Annotated in this window: 18 protein-coding genes; 13 read left to right on the top strand and 5 right to left on the bottom strand. The window is 42.3% G+C overall.

All coding sequences use genetic code 11. The features are described 5' to 3' along the window. Positions 1-460: 460 nt before the first annotated feature. Complete coding sequence (locus AC13CC_RS13160) at positions 461-826, top strand: DUF2200 domain-containing protein (protein WP_326276870.1); 366 nt, start codon at positions 461-463, stop codon at positions 824-826. A 192-nt stretch (positions 827-1,018) separates the two neighbouring features. Here the strand turns inward: AC13CC_RS13160 and AC13CC_RS13155 are convergent, their stop codons facing one another. Continuing rightward, positions 1,019-1,579 carry a YceI family protein gene (locus AC13CC_RS13155; RefSeq protein ID WP_326276869.1) on the bottom strand — a complete coding sequence of 187 codons (561 nt, stop codon included), beginning with the start codon at positions 1,577-1,579 and terminating at the stop codon, positions 1,019-1,021. A gap of 298 nt (positions 1,580-1,877) precedes the next feature. Here AC13CC_RS13155 and AC13CC_RS13150 point away from each other — a divergent pair, with 298 nt between their 5' ends. Next, complete coding sequence (locus AC13CC_RS13150; protein WP_482878111.1) at positions 1,878-2,843, top strand: sensor histidine kinase; 966 nt, start codon at positions 1,878-1,880, stop codon at positions 2,841-2,843. 3 nt (positions 2,844-2,846) lie between these two features. Beyond that, positions 2,847-3,539, top strand: coding sequence for a LytR/AlgR family response regulator transcription factor (locus tag AC13CC_RS13145; protein ID WP_326276867.1), 693 nt, complete (start codon positions 2,847-2,849; stop codon positions 3,537-3,539). A 51-nt stretch (positions 3,540-3,590) separates the two neighbouring features. Here AC13CC_RS13145 and AC13CC_RS13140 read toward each other — a convergent pair whose 3' ends face one another. From AC13CC_RS13140 to AC13CC_RS13130, 3 genes are read right to left on the bottom strand one after another with little or no spacing between them, the layout of a single operon-like run. After that, positions 3,591-5,240: a solute:sodium symporter family transporter gene (locus AC13CC_RS13140; RefSeq protein WP_482878110.1), complete on the bottom strand. Its 1,650-nt coding sequence runs from the start codon at positions 5,238-5,240 to the stop codon at positions 3,591-3,593. A 59-nt stretch (positions 5,241-5,299) separates the two neighbouring features. Further along, positions 5,300-6,625: a xylose isomerase gene (xylA, locus tag AC13CC_RS13135; RefSeq protein ID WP_482878109.1), complete on the bottom strand. Its 1,326-nt coding sequence runs from the start codon at positions 6,623-6,625 to the stop codon at positions 5,300-5,302. 15 nt (positions 6,626-6,640) lie between these two features. Then, a complete protein-coding gene (locus AC13CC_RS13130) occupies positions 6,641-8,125 on the bottom strand; it encodes a xylulokinase (RefSeq protein ID WP_326276864.1) in 1,485 nt (494 codons plus the stop codon). Between the two features lie 401 nt (positions 8,126-8,526). Between AC13CC_RS13130 and AC13CC_RS13125 the strand changes: the two genes are divergently transcribed. The 6 genes from AC13CC_RS13125 (at position 8,527) to AC13CC_RS13100 (ending at position 13,748) form a co-directional block, all read left to right on the top strand. Then, positions 8,527-9,159 carry a Crp/Fnr family transcriptional regulator gene (locus AC13CC_RS13125; RefSeq protein ID WP_482878108.1) on the top strand — a complete coding sequence of 211 codons (633 nt, stop codon included), beginning with the start codon at positions 8,527-8,529 and terminating at the stop codon, positions 9,157-9,159. A gap of 61 nt (positions 9,160-9,220) precedes the next feature. Continuing rightward, entirely contained in the window at positions 9,221-10,954 is a 1,734-nt protein-coding gene (locus AC13CC_RS13120) for a SulP family inorganic anion transporter (RefSeq protein ID WP_482878107.1), read from the top strand. Between the two features lie 56 nt (positions 10,955-11,010). After that, on the top strand, positions 11,011-12,420 hold the full coding sequence (locus AC13CC_RS13115) for an MBL fold metallo-hydrolase (RefSeq protein ID WP_482878106.1): 1,410 nt from the start codon (positions 11,011-11,013) through the stop codon (positions 12,418-12,420). A gap of 111 nt (positions 12,421-12,531) precedes the next feature. Next, positions 12,532-12,876, top strand: coding sequence for a rhodanese-like domain-containing protein (locus AC13CC_RS13110; protein WP_482878105.1), 345 nt, complete (start codon positions 12,532-12,534; stop codon positions 12,874-12,876). 48 nt (positions 12,877-12,924) lie between these two features. After that, the gene (locus tag AC13CC_RS13105; RefSeq protein ID WP_482878104.1) at positions 12,925-13,062 is read left to right on the top strand and encodes a hypothetical protein; all 138 of its coding nucleotides are present in this window, start codon (positions 12,925-12,927) and stop codon (positions 13,060-13,062) included. Between the two features lie 89 nt (positions 13,063-13,151). Further along, on the top strand, positions 13,152-13,748 hold the full coding sequence (locus AC13CC_RS13100; RefSeq protein WP_482878103.1) for a Tll0287-like domain-containing protein: 597 nt from the start codon (positions 13,152-13,154) through the stop codon (positions 13,746-13,748). Between the two features lie 3 nt (positions 13,749-13,751). Here AC13CC_RS13100 and AC13CC_RS13095 read toward each other — a convergent pair whose 3' ends face one another. Then, positions 13,752-14,630 (bottom strand): sterol desaturase family protein, encoded by an 879-nt coding sequence (locus tag AC13CC_RS13095; protein ID WP_482878102.1) that lies wholly within the window; start codon positions 14,628-14,630, stop codon positions 13,752-13,754. Between the two features lie 202 nt (positions 14,631-14,832). Here AC13CC_RS13095 and AC13CC_RS13090 point away from each other — a divergent pair, with 202 nt between their 5' ends. The 4 genes from AC13CC_RS13090 to AC13CC_RS13075 all read left to right on the top strand — a co-directional run bounded on the left by AC13CC_RS13090 (position 14,833) and on the right by AC13CC_RS13075 (position 17,178). Beyond that, on the top strand, positions 14,833-15,042 hold the full coding sequence (locus AC13CC_RS13090) for a YgaP family membrane protein (RefSeq protein ID WP_482878101.1): 210 nt from the start codon (positions 14,833-14,835) through the stop codon (positions 15,040-15,042). Positions 15,043-15,299: 257 nt separating this feature from the next. After that, positions 15,300-15,428, top strand: a complete 129-nt coding sequence (locus tag AC13CC_RS13085) for a hypothetical protein (protein ID WP_326276857.1) — start codon at positions 15,300-15,302, stop codon at positions 15,426-15,428. A gap of 151 nt (positions 15,429-15,579) precedes the next feature. Then, positions 15,580-17,037 (top strand): NAD(P)/FAD-dependent oxidoreductase, encoded by a 1,458-nt coding sequence (locus AC13CC_RS13080; protein WP_482878100.1) that lies wholly within the window; start codon positions 15,580-15,582, stop codon positions 17,035-17,037. A gap of 6 nt (positions 17,038-17,043) precedes the next feature. After that, positions 17,044-17,178 carry a hypothetical protein gene (locus AC13CC_RS13075; RefSeq protein WP_255307398.1) on the top strand — a complete coding sequence of 45 codons (135 nt, stop codon included), beginning with the start codon at positions 17,044-17,046 and terminating at the stop codon, positions 17,176-17,178. The last annotated feature ends 37 nt before the right edge of the window (positions 17,179-17,215 follow it).

Here is a 17,215-nt window from a genome sequence, read left to right as displayed (position 1 = left end):
GAATTCTGGAACACGTTCACAGGCTCGTTCGATCAGGGTACTACTTTTTTTTCATAATTTGCTAAATATTAGTTTTATACATCTTAAAGGTAGTGATTGGAGATTTAGATAACTCCTGAAGCTACCTTTAGGTTTAGTTCAACAATAAACAACGAACTTACCGAAGCGGAAAATAAGATCTGGCACTCCCATCCTGTTTGGTTTTTGGACGGCAATCCAATTGTTGGGTACAGCATCCAAAAAAAAGGAATAAGATCTATGTTTTGGAGCGGTGCGGATTTTAAAGAAGACCACTTAAATGTAAAAGGAAAAAAATTTAAAGACGCCTCCATTTTTTATACCAGTGTACTTGAAGTTGCAACTTCGGATTTGACACGGTGGCTTAAAAAATCACTAGAAATACAATGGGACTATATAAATATTGTAAAAAGAAAAGGGCGCTTAGAAAAACTCAGATAAAATGAAAACCACTCCCGAACACAATAAACGAATGGCGAATATGACCTTTGCATCGGTATATCCACATTATGTTGCAAAAATTGGGAAAAAAGGTCGGACAAAAGAAGAATTACATCAAGTTATAACATGGCTAACAGGTTTTGACAACAAAAAAATAAAGGCCCTTATTGACCGGCGAGCAACGTTTGAAACCTTTTTTAAAGAAGCCACATTGAACCCCAATGCTAGCCTGATAAAAGGAGTCATTTGCGGGTACAGGATTGAAGAAATTGAAAACCCATTGACCCAACAAGTCCGGTATCTCGACAAATTGGTGGATGAGCTGGCAAAAGGCAAAAAAATGGAAAAGATTCTAAGAAATGGCTGAGCCATTTCACGGTCGGTGCAAAATTGACCTATGAAGGAGGCTTAGATGTATTTTTTCAATACTTAACATTTGGAAAAAATGAGGGTGGCTAAAAAGTGCCTATTGGGATGCGCCATTCTGAATTCGAGCCTGATGCAGGTCCATTTCAGGTTGACGAAAACCTACCTTTTAAACACCCTCTATGCTACACTACTACTGCTGGGCCATTTCTAAGTTAATGGTGATTTTCACCTCATCGCCCAAAGTTGGCGTGTCGTCGCCAACACCAAACTCCAATCGGTTAACGGTGCCAGTTAGTTTGAGTCCTGCCTTCAATTTTTGGCTTCGCTGGTCGGTAATTATCCCGTTCACTTTTCCCTCCAAGCTTACCGGTTTGGTAACACCGTGCATACTCAGGTCACCGGTCAGTTTAAAGGTATTGTCCCCCGTTTTTTCAAAATTGGTGCTTTTAAAGGTAATGGAAGGATACCTTTCTGCATCAAAAAAATCAGCACTTCTTAAGTGGTCGTCCCGTCTTTCGTTATCCGTATCAATACTGGTTGTTTTAATATCAACGGTAAATTCAGCCTCGTCAAAGGTGTCGGTTGCGGTCGCTGTGATGTCAAAATCACTAAAATGTCCTTCTATTTCCGATATCATTAAATGGGTAATGCCAAAACCTACCTTGGAGTGCGCTCCATCCGATTTCCATGTAGATTGCGCAGCTACCATCAAAGAGGTTAAGAATGCGAGTGCTAGAAATGTCTTCTTCATTGTTGAGTGATTTAAGTGTTAGTGATATTGTTTTTTAAACTTATGAGCCATCACTTTTGACAATGGCCCGGTCTAAATATGGACCATCAGCATGTAAATTATAAATATTTTCCGTGAACGACACAGGTTAACCCTCAATCAACCAATTAATTACGAATGGCAAGAAGTAAAATGTCGTTTAGGGGGTAAATTTGGTTGTTGGTAAAACTGCTTTTCATTTACAACAGTTTTATGTATAGTTTTGGCACTAATTAATTATTGTGTATTGATTTCTAAAAAAGAACTTCTTTTTCAAATAGTGCTCCACATACTAGTGCTCCTGTTTTTTTCTTTTGAAAGACATACAGGAAGCATAGTCGTGCACCGGGCTATATTCCTTCTATTTTATGCCGTTGCCACAGTAGCGATCACGTACTACCTCATGCCCAAATTTTTGTACAAAAAAAAATATTGGCAATTCTTTTTGGGGGCCGGCATGGTCGTGGCGATAATAATTACCATAGAAGAAACAGTTTTGGAACCTCTTATATTCCCCAATACAAAAAGGGCGGAAACTTTCCCCGGAATTTATATCTCCCTTTTAGGGGTCTTGCCCGTAATGTTCATACTTTCTGGTTGTAAATTTGGATGGGATGCCCTAAAAAAACAGGCTCAGATAGATGAACTCGAGACAACCATACAAGAAAGCGAGCTGCAATTCTTGCGAAGTCAGATAAACCCCCATTTTTTGTTCAATAATTTGAACAACCTTTATTCCTATGCCCTGCAGGAATCACCAAAGACTCCAGAGATCATTCTTGAAATGAGCGGGGTACTGCGGTACATGTTGTACGAATCCAAGGAACAGTTTGTACCTTTAAAAAAGGAATTGGAGCAATTGGGCAACTTTATCCGGTTGTATAAACTACAGATAGAGGATAGGGGTGAGGTTCAGTTTGATGTGGACAAGATTGAAGGAGAGTACAAGATCGCACCTTTAATTTTGATTGTATTTATTGAAAATGCTTTCAAGCACAGTCAGTCCGGACAATCTTCCGATATCGAAATAGATATATCCGTAAAGTTGAACAATGCTACATTGGAGTTTAGTTGCAAGAACAATTATGAGCCCGGGTTTAGCCTGGACAGTGTTGCAAAGGGAATAGGATTAAAGAACGTACGAAAACGCCTTGAACTATTGTACCCTAAAAAACATGTTCTAAAAATAGAAGAGGCCGACAATTCCTATAATGTGTACCTAAGATTGGAATTGGAAAAAGTATAGGTTATGAGGTGTATTATTGTTGAAGACCAACCGCCTGCACAGCGAATTTTAAGAAAATTTATCCAAGATGTACCCACCTTGGAGTTGGTAGATGTATTTTCCGATGGGTTGAAGGCGATGGAATTCTTGAATACCGAATCGGTGGATTTGATGTTTTTGGACATCCACTTGCCCAAAATCAACGGATTGGATTTCTTAAAAAGTATTCCAGACCCGCCACAGGTTATCCTGACCACTGCTTTTTCCGAATACGCCCTTGAAGGATACGACCTGAATGTTGTGGATTACCTCCTAAAACCATTTTCTTTCCAGCGCTTTTTGCAGGCCATAAACAAAGTAAACGCCAAGCAAGAGCATATCATATCAAAAAACGATACTGCTCCCCTTGCGGAAATCTACGTAAAATCCAGCCACGAACATATCAAGGTATTGATAAAGGACATCTATACGATCACTTCAGATTCCGATTATACCGAAATCCACTTTCAGGAAAAGAAAATATTGTCCAATGAGTCCCTACGGCACTGGGTGGAGGTATTGGCCAGCAGCCAATTTCATCAAATACACAAATCCTATATCATCAACACCCAAAAGATCGACAGGATCTCGGGCAATTTGGTACTGTTGACCAATGGCGCCAAAATACCTATGGGGAGGGCTTACAAAGACAATTTCTTAAAAAGCGTATTGCAATAAAAAAGGCCCCGGAACAATTTTCGGGGCCTTTTCGTTTTTATTCAATCGGTTCTACTTTGCAAAGTAGATATAGATGGCAATTACAATAAAAGCGATAAACCCACTTGCCAGTTTTACATGTTTCCAAGGCTCTATGGATACCTGTTTGGTGTACTCCAGTTGGAAAGGTTCCTTTCTTGGATAGAATTTTCCAATAATCAGCATAATGATAATGTTGGAAACAAACAATATGGCCATTACATGAAGATAATGCGGATATGCCCCAGCTTCTACCATATTTAGTTCAGCAGGGTCGGTAATACCATTTGCCTTGGCTTCGGCAAGGGCTTTGGCCACCATTTTTGGGCCAACGATAAATTGGCTGATGATATAAAGAACAGACCCTGAAAGAATACCGATTTTGGCTGCAATGGCAGGAACCCTTTTTGTTAGATACCCAACTACAATAATCGTGAAAATCGGGATACTGTAAATTCCGTTGATTTCTTGTAGGTAGTTGAACAAACTGCCCGCATTGGCAATGAGCGGGGCAATGAACATGGCGGCCAATGCCAAACATACGCCAAACACCTTACCGTATTTTACCACGATCATCTCCGAGGCATTTTTATTGATGTGCTGTTTGTAGATATCTATCCCGAACAAGGTAACCGAACTGTTGAGCACACTATTAAAAGAACTCAGGATAGCACCGAAGAGAACCGCGGCAAAAAAGCCCATCAACGGTTTTGGGAGCACGGCCCTTACCAATTCCGGATAAGCAAGGTCGCTGCTTGCAAGCCCTCCTTCAAAATAGTAATAGGCAATCATGCCAGGCAATACCAGAATGATTGGTCCCAAAATCTTTAAGAATGCCGCCAATAAAAGCCCTTTTTGCCCTTCTGCCAAGTTTTTAGCGCCTAAACCACGCTGAATGATCTGTTGATTGGTCCCCCAATAAAAAAGCTGGACCAGCATCATTCCGGTAAAAATGGTGGCAAAGGGGACTTCTTGTCCAGGGTTTCCTGTAGAATCGAAACGTTCGGGATTGGCGGCCATTAAGGTTTCCAGCCCTCCCAAAATACTTCCATCGCCTATCGCCATCAATCCAAAAACAGGAATCAGTATTCCACCGATTATTAGTCCGACCGCGTTGATACTATCCGAAACGGCAACCGCCTTCAATCCACCAAAAACGGCATAAATAGACCCTATGATACCAATTCCCCAGATACAAATTACCAAGGCGGTGGAATCCGAGACCCCAAGTAATCCAGGAACATCGAACATGCCGCTAATGGCCACCGACCCAGAATATAGGATTACCGGAAGCAACACCACCACATACCCCGTTAGGAACAATCCAGAGGTTATGGTTTTTGTAGTGACATCAAACCGTTTGGCCAAGAATTGGGGCACCGTGGTCAATCCGCCTTTTAAATAGCGTGGCAGCAAAAATAATGCTGTGACCACAATGGCCAGGGCGGCCAAGGTTTCCCAGGCCATTACCGAAAGCCCGTCTTTATAGGCGCTCCCATTAAGGCCCACTATTTGTTCGGTGGACAGATTGGTCAATAACAGGGACCCGGCTATGACCCCTGCGGTAAGACTCCTGCCTCCCAAAAAGTAGCCATCGGAAGATGATTCATCTGTTTTTCTAACGGACCACCATGATATTATCCCCACCAAAAGCGTGAACCCTAAAAACGAAATAAGTGCCATAAAATAAAGTTTGATGTTTCGGCCTTAGGCCAAAACGGTTTGTTTAGTCGGTTGTTTGATCAAATATATTGGTTGATAATATTTTCGAACAATTCTTGCTTACCGCTGATCTTTTTGATGTCCTGATGGGTTGTTGCATGTGCATAAAGATCTTCCAAAGAAAGCTTACCTTCCTCGAATGCCTTCCCAGAGCCGGTATCAAAAGATGCGTAGCGATTTTTTCTCAAGCTAAGATAATTGGAATTTTCCAAAATGGCGTTGGCCGCCAGTAATGCCCTGGCAAATGCATCCATTCCCCCAATGTGCGCATAGAAAATGTCTTCCAGGTCGGTGGAGTTTCTTCTAAGTTTGGCATCAAAGTTAATGCCTCCACCCTGGAAACCTCCTGCTTGCAGGATCACCAACATAGCTTGGGCCAGCTCGTAAACATCAACAGGGAACTGGTCGGTGTCCCAACCGTTTTGGTAATCGCCTCTGTTGGCATCAATGCTTCCCAAAAGATTGTTGTCCGCTGCCACTTGCAGTTCATGCTCAAAGGTATGTTGTGCCAAAGTAGCGTGGTTTACCTCAATATTGAGTTTAAAGTCGTCCAACAAATCGTATTTGGTAAGGAAACCGATAACAGTGGCCGAATCAAAGTCGTATTGGTGCTTTGTGGGTTCCATGGGTTTGGGTTCGATGAAGAACGTTCCCTTGTACCCTTGTTTGCGTGCGTAGTCCTTGGCCATATGCAGGAAGCGTGCCATATGGTCCTGTTCGCGGCCCATATCGGTGTTGAGCAATGACATGTACCCCTCGCGTCCACCCCAGAACACATAGTTTTCCCCTCCAAGTTTGATGGTTGCATCGAGCGCATTTTTCACTTGGGCCCCTGCAGTGGCTACCACATCAAAATCGGGGTTGGTAGCGGCTCCGTTCATGTAGCGTGGATGGCTGAAACAGTTTGCCGTTCCCCAGAGCAATTTAACTCCGGATTCCTTCATCTTTTCTTGGGCATAATCCGTTATGACATCCAACCTTTTTTCCGATTCGGCCAAGGTACTGCCCTCATCGATCAGGTCAATATCGTGGAAACAGTAATAGGGCGCACCAATTTTTGTAATGAACTCGAAGGCTGCATCCATTTTGTCCTTGGCCTGCTGAACGGGGTCTGTATTGGTCAACCACGGGAAATTTTTGGTGGGTGCCCCAAAGGGGTCGCTGCCCGTGTCGTTAAAAGTATGCCAGTAGGCGATGGCAAATTTGAAATGTTCTTTCATGGTTTTGCCGCCTACCATCTTATTTTCATCATAATATTTAAAAGCCAAAGGGTTGTCCGATTCCTTCCCCTCGAATGCAATTTTTCCAATGCCTTTAAAAAATTCTTTGTCTCCTTTTGTGATCATAATTGTTTTGTTCGGTTAATCAATATATTCATTTAGGGCCCTTTTCCAGATTTCATAGGCCTGTTTGTATTCGTTCAGTTTTTGGTTGTCGGGTTCATAGGTCAATTGGATAGCGTCTGATGCAGTGGCCTCTCCAATGCTTGCGAAATCTCCAAAGGCATAGGCTGCTGCCCTTGCAGCTCCTACGGCACCAGTGGTTTCCACAATATCAATCCGGCTCTTTGTGAGTGTAGAAATGGTTTTGGAAAATATTCCTGCCCTAAAAAGGTTATCATTACCAGCTTTTATGGATTGAATATCAACGCCGTCGTTTTGTAATATTTCCATGCCATACACAAACGCAAATGCAATGCCTTCGAGCGCTGCCCGGAATAAATGGGGCGTTTTATGGATGTTGAAATTGAGGTTAAGGATGCGTGAGCCTTTTCTACAATTTTCCAGCATGCGTTCCGCGCCGTTCCCAAAGGGAAGAATGCAAAGGCCGTTGGAACCGATCGGGATGGTTTCGGCCTGTTGGTTCATATCATTGTAAGAAAGTTCGTGGGTCAGTTCGTTTTTGATCCAACTGTACTGGATTCCTGTACCGTTGATGCACAATAATTTTCCTATTCGCGTTTTTTGAGCTGTATGGTTGGTGTGCGCGAAACTGTTGATTCTTGTATGCTCCCGCGTATTTTCTTGCCCAGATATTGCATATACAACTCCGGAAGTTCCCCCGGTGGCCGCAATTTGCCCTGGCTCCATTACATTAAGGGAAAGGGCATTGTTGGGTTGGTCCCCGGCCCTGTACATTATAGGAATGCCTTCGGGCAGGCCACTGTCCATAGCTCCTTGCTTGCTCACATAACCTTGTTCTGAAAACGAGGGGTGAATTTTGGAAACAAGCTTAGGGTCTATTTCTGCCGCTTCCAAAAGCCAATCGGCAAGGTCGTTCTTTTTAAAGTCCCACATTATCCCTTCGGAAAGTCCCGAGGGGGTGGTAACGCACTCCCCGGATAACCGTAAGGCAATAAAATCGCCAGGAAGCATAAACTTATGGATTTTTTGGTATGTATCGGGTTCGTTATCCTTGACCCATTTTAGCTTGGATAGTGTAAAATTACCGGGGGAATTGAGCAAATGACCTACACATTTTTCCTTCCCAACCTTTTGGAACAAATTTTCCCCTGTTGCTACAGCCCTGCTATCACACCAAATAATGGAAGGCCTCAAGGGATTGAGGGCTTTGTCCACCACTACAAGTCCGTGCATTTGGTAGGAAATGCCTATTCCCTTTATATTGTTTTTATCGACATTATTTTCCGAAAGTAATTTTTTGGTAGCGATACACAGGTTTTTCCACCAAACCTCCGGATCTTGCTCTGCCCAACCTGGATTGATCGAGGCCATGGACATTTCTCTCTCAGGATATTGGGCCATACTTACAAAACTCCCATCGTCAGCACTGATCAAAGCAGCTTTTATGGAAGAACTACCAATATCAAAACCTATCCAATACATATAACAAGATTAAAATGGCAATGAAAATAGCTAATTATTATGAAGTGTGCCTTATTGTTTCAATAATTCAACATATAAATCAATAATCGTTTGCTAACCATAATTTAAATGGCCTTGATTCCGCAAGAATTGCAATTGGCGGCAAAATGGAGAAGTGTACAGGGTAAGATTATGACTTGTTTTAATGGTGTTATGCATTTTTTTGGTCACTATAAGGGATTGTAATCCATAAAAGAAAGCGAGGATTTCCAATTTGATCTCGGTTATATGGAATTGGCGGCGAACAATATTCTTAATTAAATTAAGGTGTCCCGCCAAAAGTGTGGATTTTATTTTTGGGTTGCTCAAAAACTTAAGGTTTTTCCTAAAATGGTTACCTTAGGGGAGTGTATTTTAATTCTATGGAAGAAGAGCTTTTAGCAACATTCAACAGCCATTTTGAACAACCCCTTATTGATGAGATTCTTGAAGTGGGGACATTAAAGGAAGTCCCGGCAGGCGAAACCATAATGGATATCGGACAATACATAAGAAGCATACCCTTGCTGTTGTCCGGAGCCATAAAAGTGCTCAGGGAAGATGATGAAGGGGATGAATTGCTCCTATATTATCTGGAACAAGGCGAAACCTGTTCCGTAACCATGGCATGTTGCATGGGGCAAACCAAAAGTGAGATCAGGGCCATAACCGAAACCGAAACCAAAATGATAATGGTTCCCGTTCAGAAAATGGAAGAGTGGATGGGCAAGTACAAAGGGTGGAGAAACTATGTCTTTGAAAGCTATCACAACCGTTTGAACGAGTTATTGCAGACCGTGGACAGTATAGCGTTCAAAAATTTAGACCAAAGATTGGTGGACTACCTCCAAAAGAAAGTCGAGGTAACCAACGACAACCGCATTCGAAACACACACCAAGAAATTGCCTATGATCTTCACACCTCAAGGGTTGTGGTTTCCAGATTATTGAAAAAATTGGAAAAAATGAAGAAACTGGTGCTTCATCGAAGTTATATCCAAATTGTGGATCTATAAGTGTATACTTTGTTACATTGGTTCTTCTTGGGCCACCCTATTTTTGTATAAAACCTATCACATGATCAAACGGTACTTGCCATTTTTATCCTGGATGGCCACATACAACAAATCATTGCTCCGAGGAGACCTGGTCGCGGGCCTTACCGTAGGAATCATGTTGGTACCACAAGGAATGGCCTATGCGATGATTGCAGGAATACCTCCAATCTATGGGCTATATGCTGCATTGGTGCCTCCATTGGTATATGCTCTTATGGGAACATCAAGGCAATTGGGCGTAGGGCCTGTGGCCATGGATTCATTATTGGTCGCGGCAGGGGTTGGTGCATTGCAACTGGTAAACACGGAGGAATATATTTCCACCGTACTTTTTTTGACCCTGCTCATAGGGGGAATACAGCTTCTTTTGGGTATTTTGAGAATGGGGTTTTTTGTAAATTTTTTGTCCAAACCTGTCATTAGTGGGTTTACATCTGCTGCTGCCATATTGATAGGCTTGGGACAATTGAAACACATATTGGGGGCAAACTTTGCACAGTCCAGTAAAATTCATGAACTGTTGGCCAATATTATAGGAAGTTTGGACAAGGTAGACCTACTGACCCTCGGACTAGGCACAATCTCCATATTTTTAATGTTTTTACTGAAAAGCATCAACAAAAAACTGCCCGCCCCCTTGTTGATCGTGGTGCTCGGCATCTTGGCAGTAGTGGTTTTTAATTTGGAAACAAAGGGGCTTTATATTGTGGGCGATATTCCAGAGGGCCTTCCCGATTTTCAGCTTCCACAATTCCAATGGGACAAAATGGGACAGCTTATGCCCATTGCCATAACAGTGGCGCTTTTTGGGTTTATGGAATCCGTTTCCATAGCAAAGACAGTTGAGGAAAAACACCCGGAATACGAACTGGATGCCGACCAAGAGCTGCGAGCTTTGGGCCTTTCCAATATTTTGGGATCTTTCTTTCAGTCTTTTTCCGTGTCAGGCAGTTTTTCAAGGACCGCGGTCAATGATCAGGCTGGGGCAAAAACAGGGATGTCACTCATCTTTAGCACACTTATTATAGCGGGCGTACTGCTCTTCCTCACTCCATTGTTCTACAAATTGCCCGCCGTGGTCTTGGGTGCCATCATCATAGTTTCGGTGGTTGGCCTTATAGATATAAAATACCCCTTGGTATTGTGGAAGAACAGAAAAGACGAGTTTTTCCTGTTGACGGCCACTTTTTTGATGACCCTTTTTATTGGATTGATGGAGGGAATCCTTTTAGGGGTATTGCTCTCCCTGATGTTGCTTGTATATAGGATATCCAAACCGCACATGGCCGTTTTGGGAAAAGTCAGGGGAACCCACTATTACAAGAACATTGACCGTTTCTCGGAAGATGTGGAAGTGGATGCAGATAAATTGGTCATAAGGTTCGATGCCCAATTGTATTTTGGCAACAAAGATTATTTCAAAAAACAACTCTATCGACAAATCAAGAAGAAAGGCCCGGTCCTCAAGTACATCATCCTAAATGCGGAGCCCATAAATTATATAGACAGCAGTGCTGCGAGCATGTTGGAACGGATTATACTCGACTTACGAAAAAAAGGCATCCATTTTTTTATAGCAGCCGCCATAGGCCCCACAAGGGATATTCTATACAGCAGTGGTATTGTGGACATTCTTGGTGAAGAAAACCTGTTTGTCCAGACTTTTGACGCCGTGGACTGCTGTACCGAACAAAAAGAGCGAAGCCTTATGCAAAAAAAAGTGTCCTTACAGTCCAAGACAAAGAGTTTGTAACTTTGGTAACTGAAAAGCACAAGAGACAAATTTATTTTTGGTAAAAACCATAAGAAATGAAAATTGAACAGATTTACACAGGATGCCTTGCACAAGGCGCTTACTATATAGAAAGTGAAGGCGAAGCCGCCATTATAGACCCTCTAAGGGAAGTGCAGCCCTACATAAAAAAGGCCAAAGAAGATGGAGCCACCATCAAGTACATTTTTGAGACCCATTTTCATGCAGATTTTGTGAGCGGACACGTAACCCTATCGAAGGGGACAGGTGCGCCCGTCATCTATGGGCCTACGGCCAAACCCTCTTTTGATGCGATTATCGCTAAAGATGGGCAAGAGTTTAAGTTGGGGAAAATTACCATAACAGCCATGCACACCCCTGGCCATACCATGGAAAGTACCACCTATTTGTTGAAGGATGAAAATGGAAAGGACCATGCCATTTTCAGCGGTGACACCTTGTTCCTGGGAGATGTGGGAAGGCCTGACCTTGCCCAAAAAGCGGCCCATATGACACAGGAGGAGTTGGCCGGTACTTTGTTCGACAGTCTTCGCAACAAGATTATGCCATTGGCCGATGACGTGATTGTTTACCCTGCGCACGGAGCAGGTTCCGCCTGTGGAAAAAATATGATGAAAGAAACCGTGGACACCTTGGGCAATCAGAAAAAAATGAACTACGCTCTGAGAGCCGATATGACGAGAGACGAATTTATCGAAGAGGTAACCGAAGGGCTTTTGCCTCCACCGCAATACTTTCCGTTGAACGTGAAAATGAACAAAGAAGGTTATGAGGATATCGACAAAATATTGGAAAGGGGAACCCAAGCTCTATCTCCAGAGGCTTTTGAAGCTGCCGCCAACGAAACAGGCGCTGTTGTTCTAGATGTACGCCATCAAGATGAATTTGCAAAAGGCCATGTGCCCCGCTCCATATTCATTGGATTGGACGGAAGTTTTGCGCCTTGGGTCGGTGCCCTTGTTGCCGATGTAAAACAGCCTATTCTGCTCGTAACCCCCGAAGGACGCGAAGAAGAAACCATTACCAGATTGTCAAGGGTAGGTTTTGACCATACCCTGGGTTACCTGAAAGGAGGAATTGATGCATGGAAAAACGCAGGAAAAGAAATTGATACCGTGAACAGCGTTAATGCCGAAGAGCTAAAAACATTAATTGATAAAGGCGTGCCCGTTTATGATGTTAGAAAAGAATCTGAATTTAAAGCAGAGCACGTGGAAGATGCCCATTTAACCCCTTTGGACTTTATCAACGATCATATGTCGGAATTTCCAGAACAAGAAACCTTCTATGTCCATTGTGCAGGAGGTTACAGGAGCATGATTGCTTCTTCTATCCTAAAAAGCAGGGGGATTCATAACCTAGTTGACGTAGCAGGTGGTTTTGCCGACATAAAAAACGCAGGAATTCCTGTTACGGATTACGTATGTCCCACTACTTTGAAGTAAGGTGGGGATAACTTCTTAAAAAAGCATTAAAGTTGTTTTTGTGTAACTATCGTTACTGACCCTCATAGGTAGGCCGAGGTATTTTAGCCCCTTAAAACAAAGATAGATACTATGTCAATATTTAGCTTTTTGTTCAAAGAACAAAACCTCCCTGATGAAATCAATATTTTGGATAGGGAGGAATATAAAACCGCCATTTCCAAAAGTAAGGTCCAATTGGTGGATGTCAGAACCAAGGGAGAGTTTCTATCGGGCCATATAAAAGGAGCCAGGAACATCGATTTTTTTCAAGGAGCTGCATTTGATGCCGCTTTTTCAAAATTGAAAAAGGATGCTCCCGTGTACATTTATTGCCAATCCGGAAATAGAAGTCAAAAAGCAGCAAAAAAGCTGGTGGGTTTGGGTTTCACCAAGGTTTACGATTTAAGGGGCGGATACATGGGTTGGTGCTATTGATCTGGATATAGCCAATATGAAAACAACATTCCGGGCACAAAACCCCAAATGCGGGGTAGTATCAATACCATTTCAAAGAAATTATCAGAAATAAAAGATGTGATTGTGGAGAAGGATAGCTCATCGGTCGGCTTTGAACATGAAAGCGCCGATGATGCTTCCTTAATTAAAGAAACCCTCAAATAAATGGGTTATACCACTATGCATAAGGAAAATGGTTTTGTGGAAAAAGCAAAATCTTTTGTAAGTTGTACCAATGGTAAAATATCCAAATAATGCGATTTTCTCCAATTTTCATATTAATTTTTCTGCTGTCCCTTTCTTGTAAGCAGGGCCCAAAAATATCGGATAAAAAAGTATCGCCCGAAAATCCAGATTATGCAGAAATGGGCATGTCCTATGCCCAAGAAACCCAAAAAGTTTTGGGAAAGGCATTAATGGGAACCATACAGAACAAAGGCGTAAAGGAGGCCGTTGTTTTCTGTAACGAGAAAGCCTATCCGTTGACGGATAGTATGGCCACAAAGTTTAACGCCCGAATAAAAAGGGTTTCCGATAAACCCCGAAATCCCAACAATAAGGCCAATGCCACAGAATCGGCGCATATAGAAACATTTAAGAAAGCAATTGCCTCAGGTGATTCGATCGCACCTATTTTGGATAAGGCAAACGGGGAAGTTTATTTCTACTATCCCATTGTTACCAAAGGCTTGTGCTTGAATTGTCATGGAAGCCCGGAAAAGAATATTGCTCCAGAGGTATTGACCCATTTATCGAAATTTTACCCAGAAGACAAGGCTGTCGGTTATGGACCCGATGAGGTACGGGGTATTTGGAGTATAGTTTTCGATGCTTCGAAAAACCCTGATTAGATTTTATTTTTTTGGCCTTTTGAATCCATGGACCAATTGGCCCCAAAAACCTTTGGGGATATCCTCGTCTCCCGGAAAACCCAATTCAATTTTTCCGCCACTTTCTGGAACATGGTTAGTGCGGAAAATATAATCCCAAAGACTGAGACTTATCCCATAATTCATTCCATACCGATGTCCTTCTGGTAGATTGTATGCATGGTGGTATAGGTGCATCACGGGATTGTTCAAGATATATTTTAATGGTCCGTAGGTCAATTTGATGTTCGAATGGTTGAAATGCCCAATGGCTATAGCCGCAAAATGTACAATATAGGCCTGTTCGGGTTCAAAACCACCAAGAACCATCACCCCCAATGTTTTTAAAGGCTTGTAAAGAACATTTTCCATCCAATGGAAACGCATATGGGCCGCAAAACCCATTTCTTTAACGCTATGGTGCACTTTATGGAACTCCCAAAGCACGGGATACCTGTGCAGTAACACGTGGGTAAACCACTGCACAAAATCGAGAACCACAAAAAAGACTAGCAATTGAACCCATTGTGACCAATGTGCAATATCTACAATGGTCAATGTTTTTGAAGTAATTCCCACATCGGCAAAAAATACGCCGAGTACTTTGTAAACCCCATTTATTACAATGGCAAAAATGAAAAAGTTGAAAAACATGTAAAATGTGTCCAACCAAAAATCCTTTCTAAAAATGGATTGTTCTTTGCGCCAAGGAAACAAAATCTCCAAAACCCAAACCAAAACAGAAATTAGGATCAGTCCCCAGAAATAGTTGGTGTACCAGGGGACTTCAAAAATGATTGACTTCCAAGTCCACCTGGCCGTTCCCAAAAAACCGTTGATAAAAGCATCAAAATAATCCAGCATACTTGTATTGAGTCGTTAAAAAAGCTAAAAACTGATTCAAAAACAAAAATACTTTAAAAATAGTGCATCTGTACAACCACGTTTACTGTCGAGTTTGCAATGAACCTCAACTTTTTCAACCCAATTCTTTGAAAGTCAAAAAGAAGCTGTACAAGCTGATCCAATTTTTGGTAAATTGTATAGTAAGAATCATAAACTATCAATGATGAAAAAAAACATGGGCGGGGCAGACCGCACAATTCGGATTATCTTGGCGCTTGGTGTAGGGGCACTATATTATTTTAACATGATCACAGGAACGTTAGCGTACATATTGCTGGCATTGGCTGTCATATTTGTCTTAACAAGTTTTGTTGGTTTTTGTCCTTTGTACACCCTTTTTGGAATCAATAGCTGCAAGGTCAAGGATTAAATTTTTTGGAAAGTTGAAAAAGGAGAAGTTTTAAAAAAGTATTGAAAATGCGTCATTCTGAATTCATTTCAGAATCCCATCATACCGATAAATCAATTGTTATGAGAAACTGAAACCTATCTTTTAGACCTCTTTTTGTGTTTAACATACAGGAATTTGATAAAAACCCGAAAGTTGGTTAAGGACTTTATGAGGATTATCATGTTTTGGTTACAGCACAGTATTTAATTTTGATTTAAACTTAAAACCAATACGTTGTGAAAACACTCTTTAGTATTCCATTGGTATCATGGGAGAACGGCATCTGGATGATAGGTGTGTTCGCTGTTGTGGTCGTTGTTCTGGTAATTGCAGTCTTTGCTATGATGAACAGCGATAAAAAATAAGATTTTTCCACATCTCTTTTGGCATCACAACAAACGAGCTTTTGTTTGTTGATGAGATAATTAGATTAGACTTCCACCTCTTCTTTGTAATGTGACCTAGGTCACTTTATATCTTAAAACCTAAAGGTAACTTTGGGTAAAATGATATAAAATGGCCAAAATAGTCGTCCTTGGAGCTGGTATAGCTGGTCACGTGGCCGCATCCCATCTCAGAAGAAAGCTCTCCAAAGAGCATGAAGTAGTGGTGGTATCACCCAACAGTAACTACCAATGGATTCCTTCCAACATTTGGGTGGGAATCGGGAGAATGAAACCGAAGGACATTCTGTTCCCTTTGGCTCCTTTGTATGCCAAAAAACATATCGATTACAAACAGGCAAAGGCGGTCAGCTATCATCCAGAGGGCGATACAGAAGAATCGAAGCCCTATGTGCTGGCAGAATATGTTGCCGGAGATGAAAAAGAAACCCAAGAAAAGGTAACCTACGATTACCTGATCAATGCCACTGGTCCAAAACTCAATTTTGAGGCCACCGAAGGGCTATCGCCCGGAAAAAACAAAGCCCATTCCGTTTGCACCTATACCCATGCCGATGAAGCATGGACCGCGCTGAATGATCTCATCCAACAAATGAAACAGGGAAAAAAGGCCAAAATTTTGATTGGGACCGGGCATGCGAAATCAACCTGCCAGGGTGCCGCTTTCGAATACATCCTGAACGTGGAACAAGAGCTGCGTAGGCACAAAGTGAGGGACATGGCCGAGATCACTTGGGTTTCCAACGAATACCATCTCGGGGATTTTGGCATGGACGGTATGTTGTTGAGTTATGGCAGTAATATTATGAAGTCCAGTGAAATGGTTGAAATGGTTTTCGAAGACCGTGGCATTTCATGGATTTTGGGAGCTGGCGTCCATAAAGTGGAAGATGGGGTGGCCCATTATGAAAATCTTGAAGGGGAACAAAAACAGGCATCTTTTGATTTTGCCATGTTGATCCCCTCTTTCTCAGGTCATGGGTTTAAGGCTTACAACAAAACGGGGGACGATATCACGGACAAACTCTTTAGGGGATTCATGGTCGTGGATGCCGACTACACACCCAAACCCTATGAAGAGTGGAGTGTGCAGGATTGGCCCGAAACCTATCAAAACCCCTCCTATCCCAACATTTTTGCCCCAGGAATTGCCTTTGCACCGCCGCACGGTATTTCCAAACCCAGAAAGAGCAAGAACGGTACGGATATTACACCCGCCCCTCCAAGAACGGGAATGCCATCGGGCATCACCGCAAAATTGGTGGCCGACAACATCATCGAAATGATCAAACATTCAGACAAGGGGTTGCACCATAAAGGATCCATGGGAAATATGGGTGCTGCATGCATAGCATCGGCGGGGTTCGGGATGACGAAGGGCAGTGGCATTAGCATTACCACCTATCCCATTGTTCCAGATTTTAAGAAATATCCAGATACACATGGCAGAAAATTGGGCAAAACTTTTGGCACTATTGGCCTTGCCGGACATTGGCTGAAGTTGGCCCTTCACCACGCATTCCTTTACAAAGCAAAAATGAAACCCTTTTGGTGGTTAATTCCAGAATAGACAGTTATGACACGAAGAATATCCAAATACAAACGATTTATGATGATGAACCCCATCATCCAGTTCTTTAAGTTCATCTATTTGAGCATTAAAGTTTTGATTGTGGTGGCTGGAGGTCACGGGGGAACCCGGAACGCATAACCCCCGTCCTACTTATTGAATTTGCCTCAATATGACC

Source organism: Flagellimonas sp. L-11, assembly GCF_056857735.1.
Note: the sequence above shows the minus strand (reverse complement) of the source record. Positions and strands in the feature narration are given on the sequence as shown.

What these genes read in the sequence shown, in the direction of transcription:
- AC13CC_RS13130 (WP_326276864.1), bottom strand. Translation starts at nt 8,125, where the DNA reads ATGTATTGGATAGGTTTTGATATTGGTAGTTCTTCCATAAAAGCTGCT.
- AC13CC_RS13100 (WP_482878103.1), top strand. Translation starts at nt 13,152, where the DNA reads ATGCGATTTTCTCCAATTTTCATATTAATTTTTCTGCTGTCCCTTTCT.
- AC13CC_RS13125 (WP_482878108.1), top strand. Translation starts at nt 8,527, where the DNA reads ATGGAAGAAGAGCTTTTAGCAACATTCAACAGCCATTTTGAACAACCC.
- AC13CC_RS13115 (WP_482878106.1), top strand. Translation starts at nt 11,011, where the DNA reads ATGAAAATTGAACAGATTTACACAGGATGCCTTGCACAAGGCGCTTAC.
- xylA (WP_482878109.1), bottom strand. Translation starts at nt 6,625, where the DNA reads ATGATCACAAAAGGAGACAAAGAATTTTTTAAAGGCATTGGAAAAATT.
- AC13CC_RS13080 (WP_482878100.1), top strand. Translation starts at nt 15,580, where the DNA reads ATGGCCAAAATAGTCGTCCTTGGAGCTGGTATAGCTGGTCACGTGGCC.
- AC13CC_RS13160 (WP_326276870.1), top strand. Translation starts at nt 461, where the DNA reads ATGAAAACCACTCCCGAACACAATAAACGAATGGCGAATATGACCTTT.
- AC13CC_RS13155 (WP_326276869.1), bottom strand. Translation starts at nt 1,579, where the DNA reads ATGAAGAAGACATTTCTAGCACTCGCATTCTTAACCTCTTTGATGGTA.
- AC13CC_RS13105 (WP_482878104.1), top strand. Translation starts at nt 12,925, where the DNA reads ATGCGGGGTAGTATCAATACCATTTCAAAGAAATTATCAGAAATAAAA.
- AC13CC_RS13120 (WP_482878107.1), top strand. Translation starts at nt 9,221, where the DNA reads ATGATCAAACGGTACTTGCCATTTTTATCCTGGATGGCCACATACAAC.
- AC13CC_RS13095 (WP_482878102.1), bottom strand. Translation starts at nt 14,630, where the DNA reads ATGCTGGATTATTTTGATGCTTTTATCAACGGTTTTTTGGGAACGGCC.
- AC13CC_RS13090 (WP_482878101.1), top strand. Translation starts at nt 14,833, where the DNA reads ATGATGAAAAAAAACATGGGCGGGGCAGACCGCACAATTCGGATTATC.
- AC13CC_RS13145 (WP_326276867.1), top strand. Translation starts at nt 2,847, where the DNA reads ATGAGGTGTATTATTGTTGAAGACCAACCGCCTGCACAGCGAATTTTA.
- AC13CC_RS13075 (WP_255307398.1), top strand. Translation starts at nt 17,044, where the DNA reads ATGACACGAAGAATATCCAAATACAAACGATTTATGATGATGAACCCC.
- AC13CC_RS13140 (WP_482878110.1), bottom strand. Translation starts at nt 5,240, where the DNA reads ATGGCACTTATTTCGTTTTTAGGGTTCACGCTTTTGGTGGGGATAATA.
- AC13CC_RS13110 (WP_482878105.1), top strand. Translation starts at nt 12,532, where the DNA reads ATGTCAATATTTAGCTTTTTGTTCAAAGAACAAAACCTCCCTGATGAA.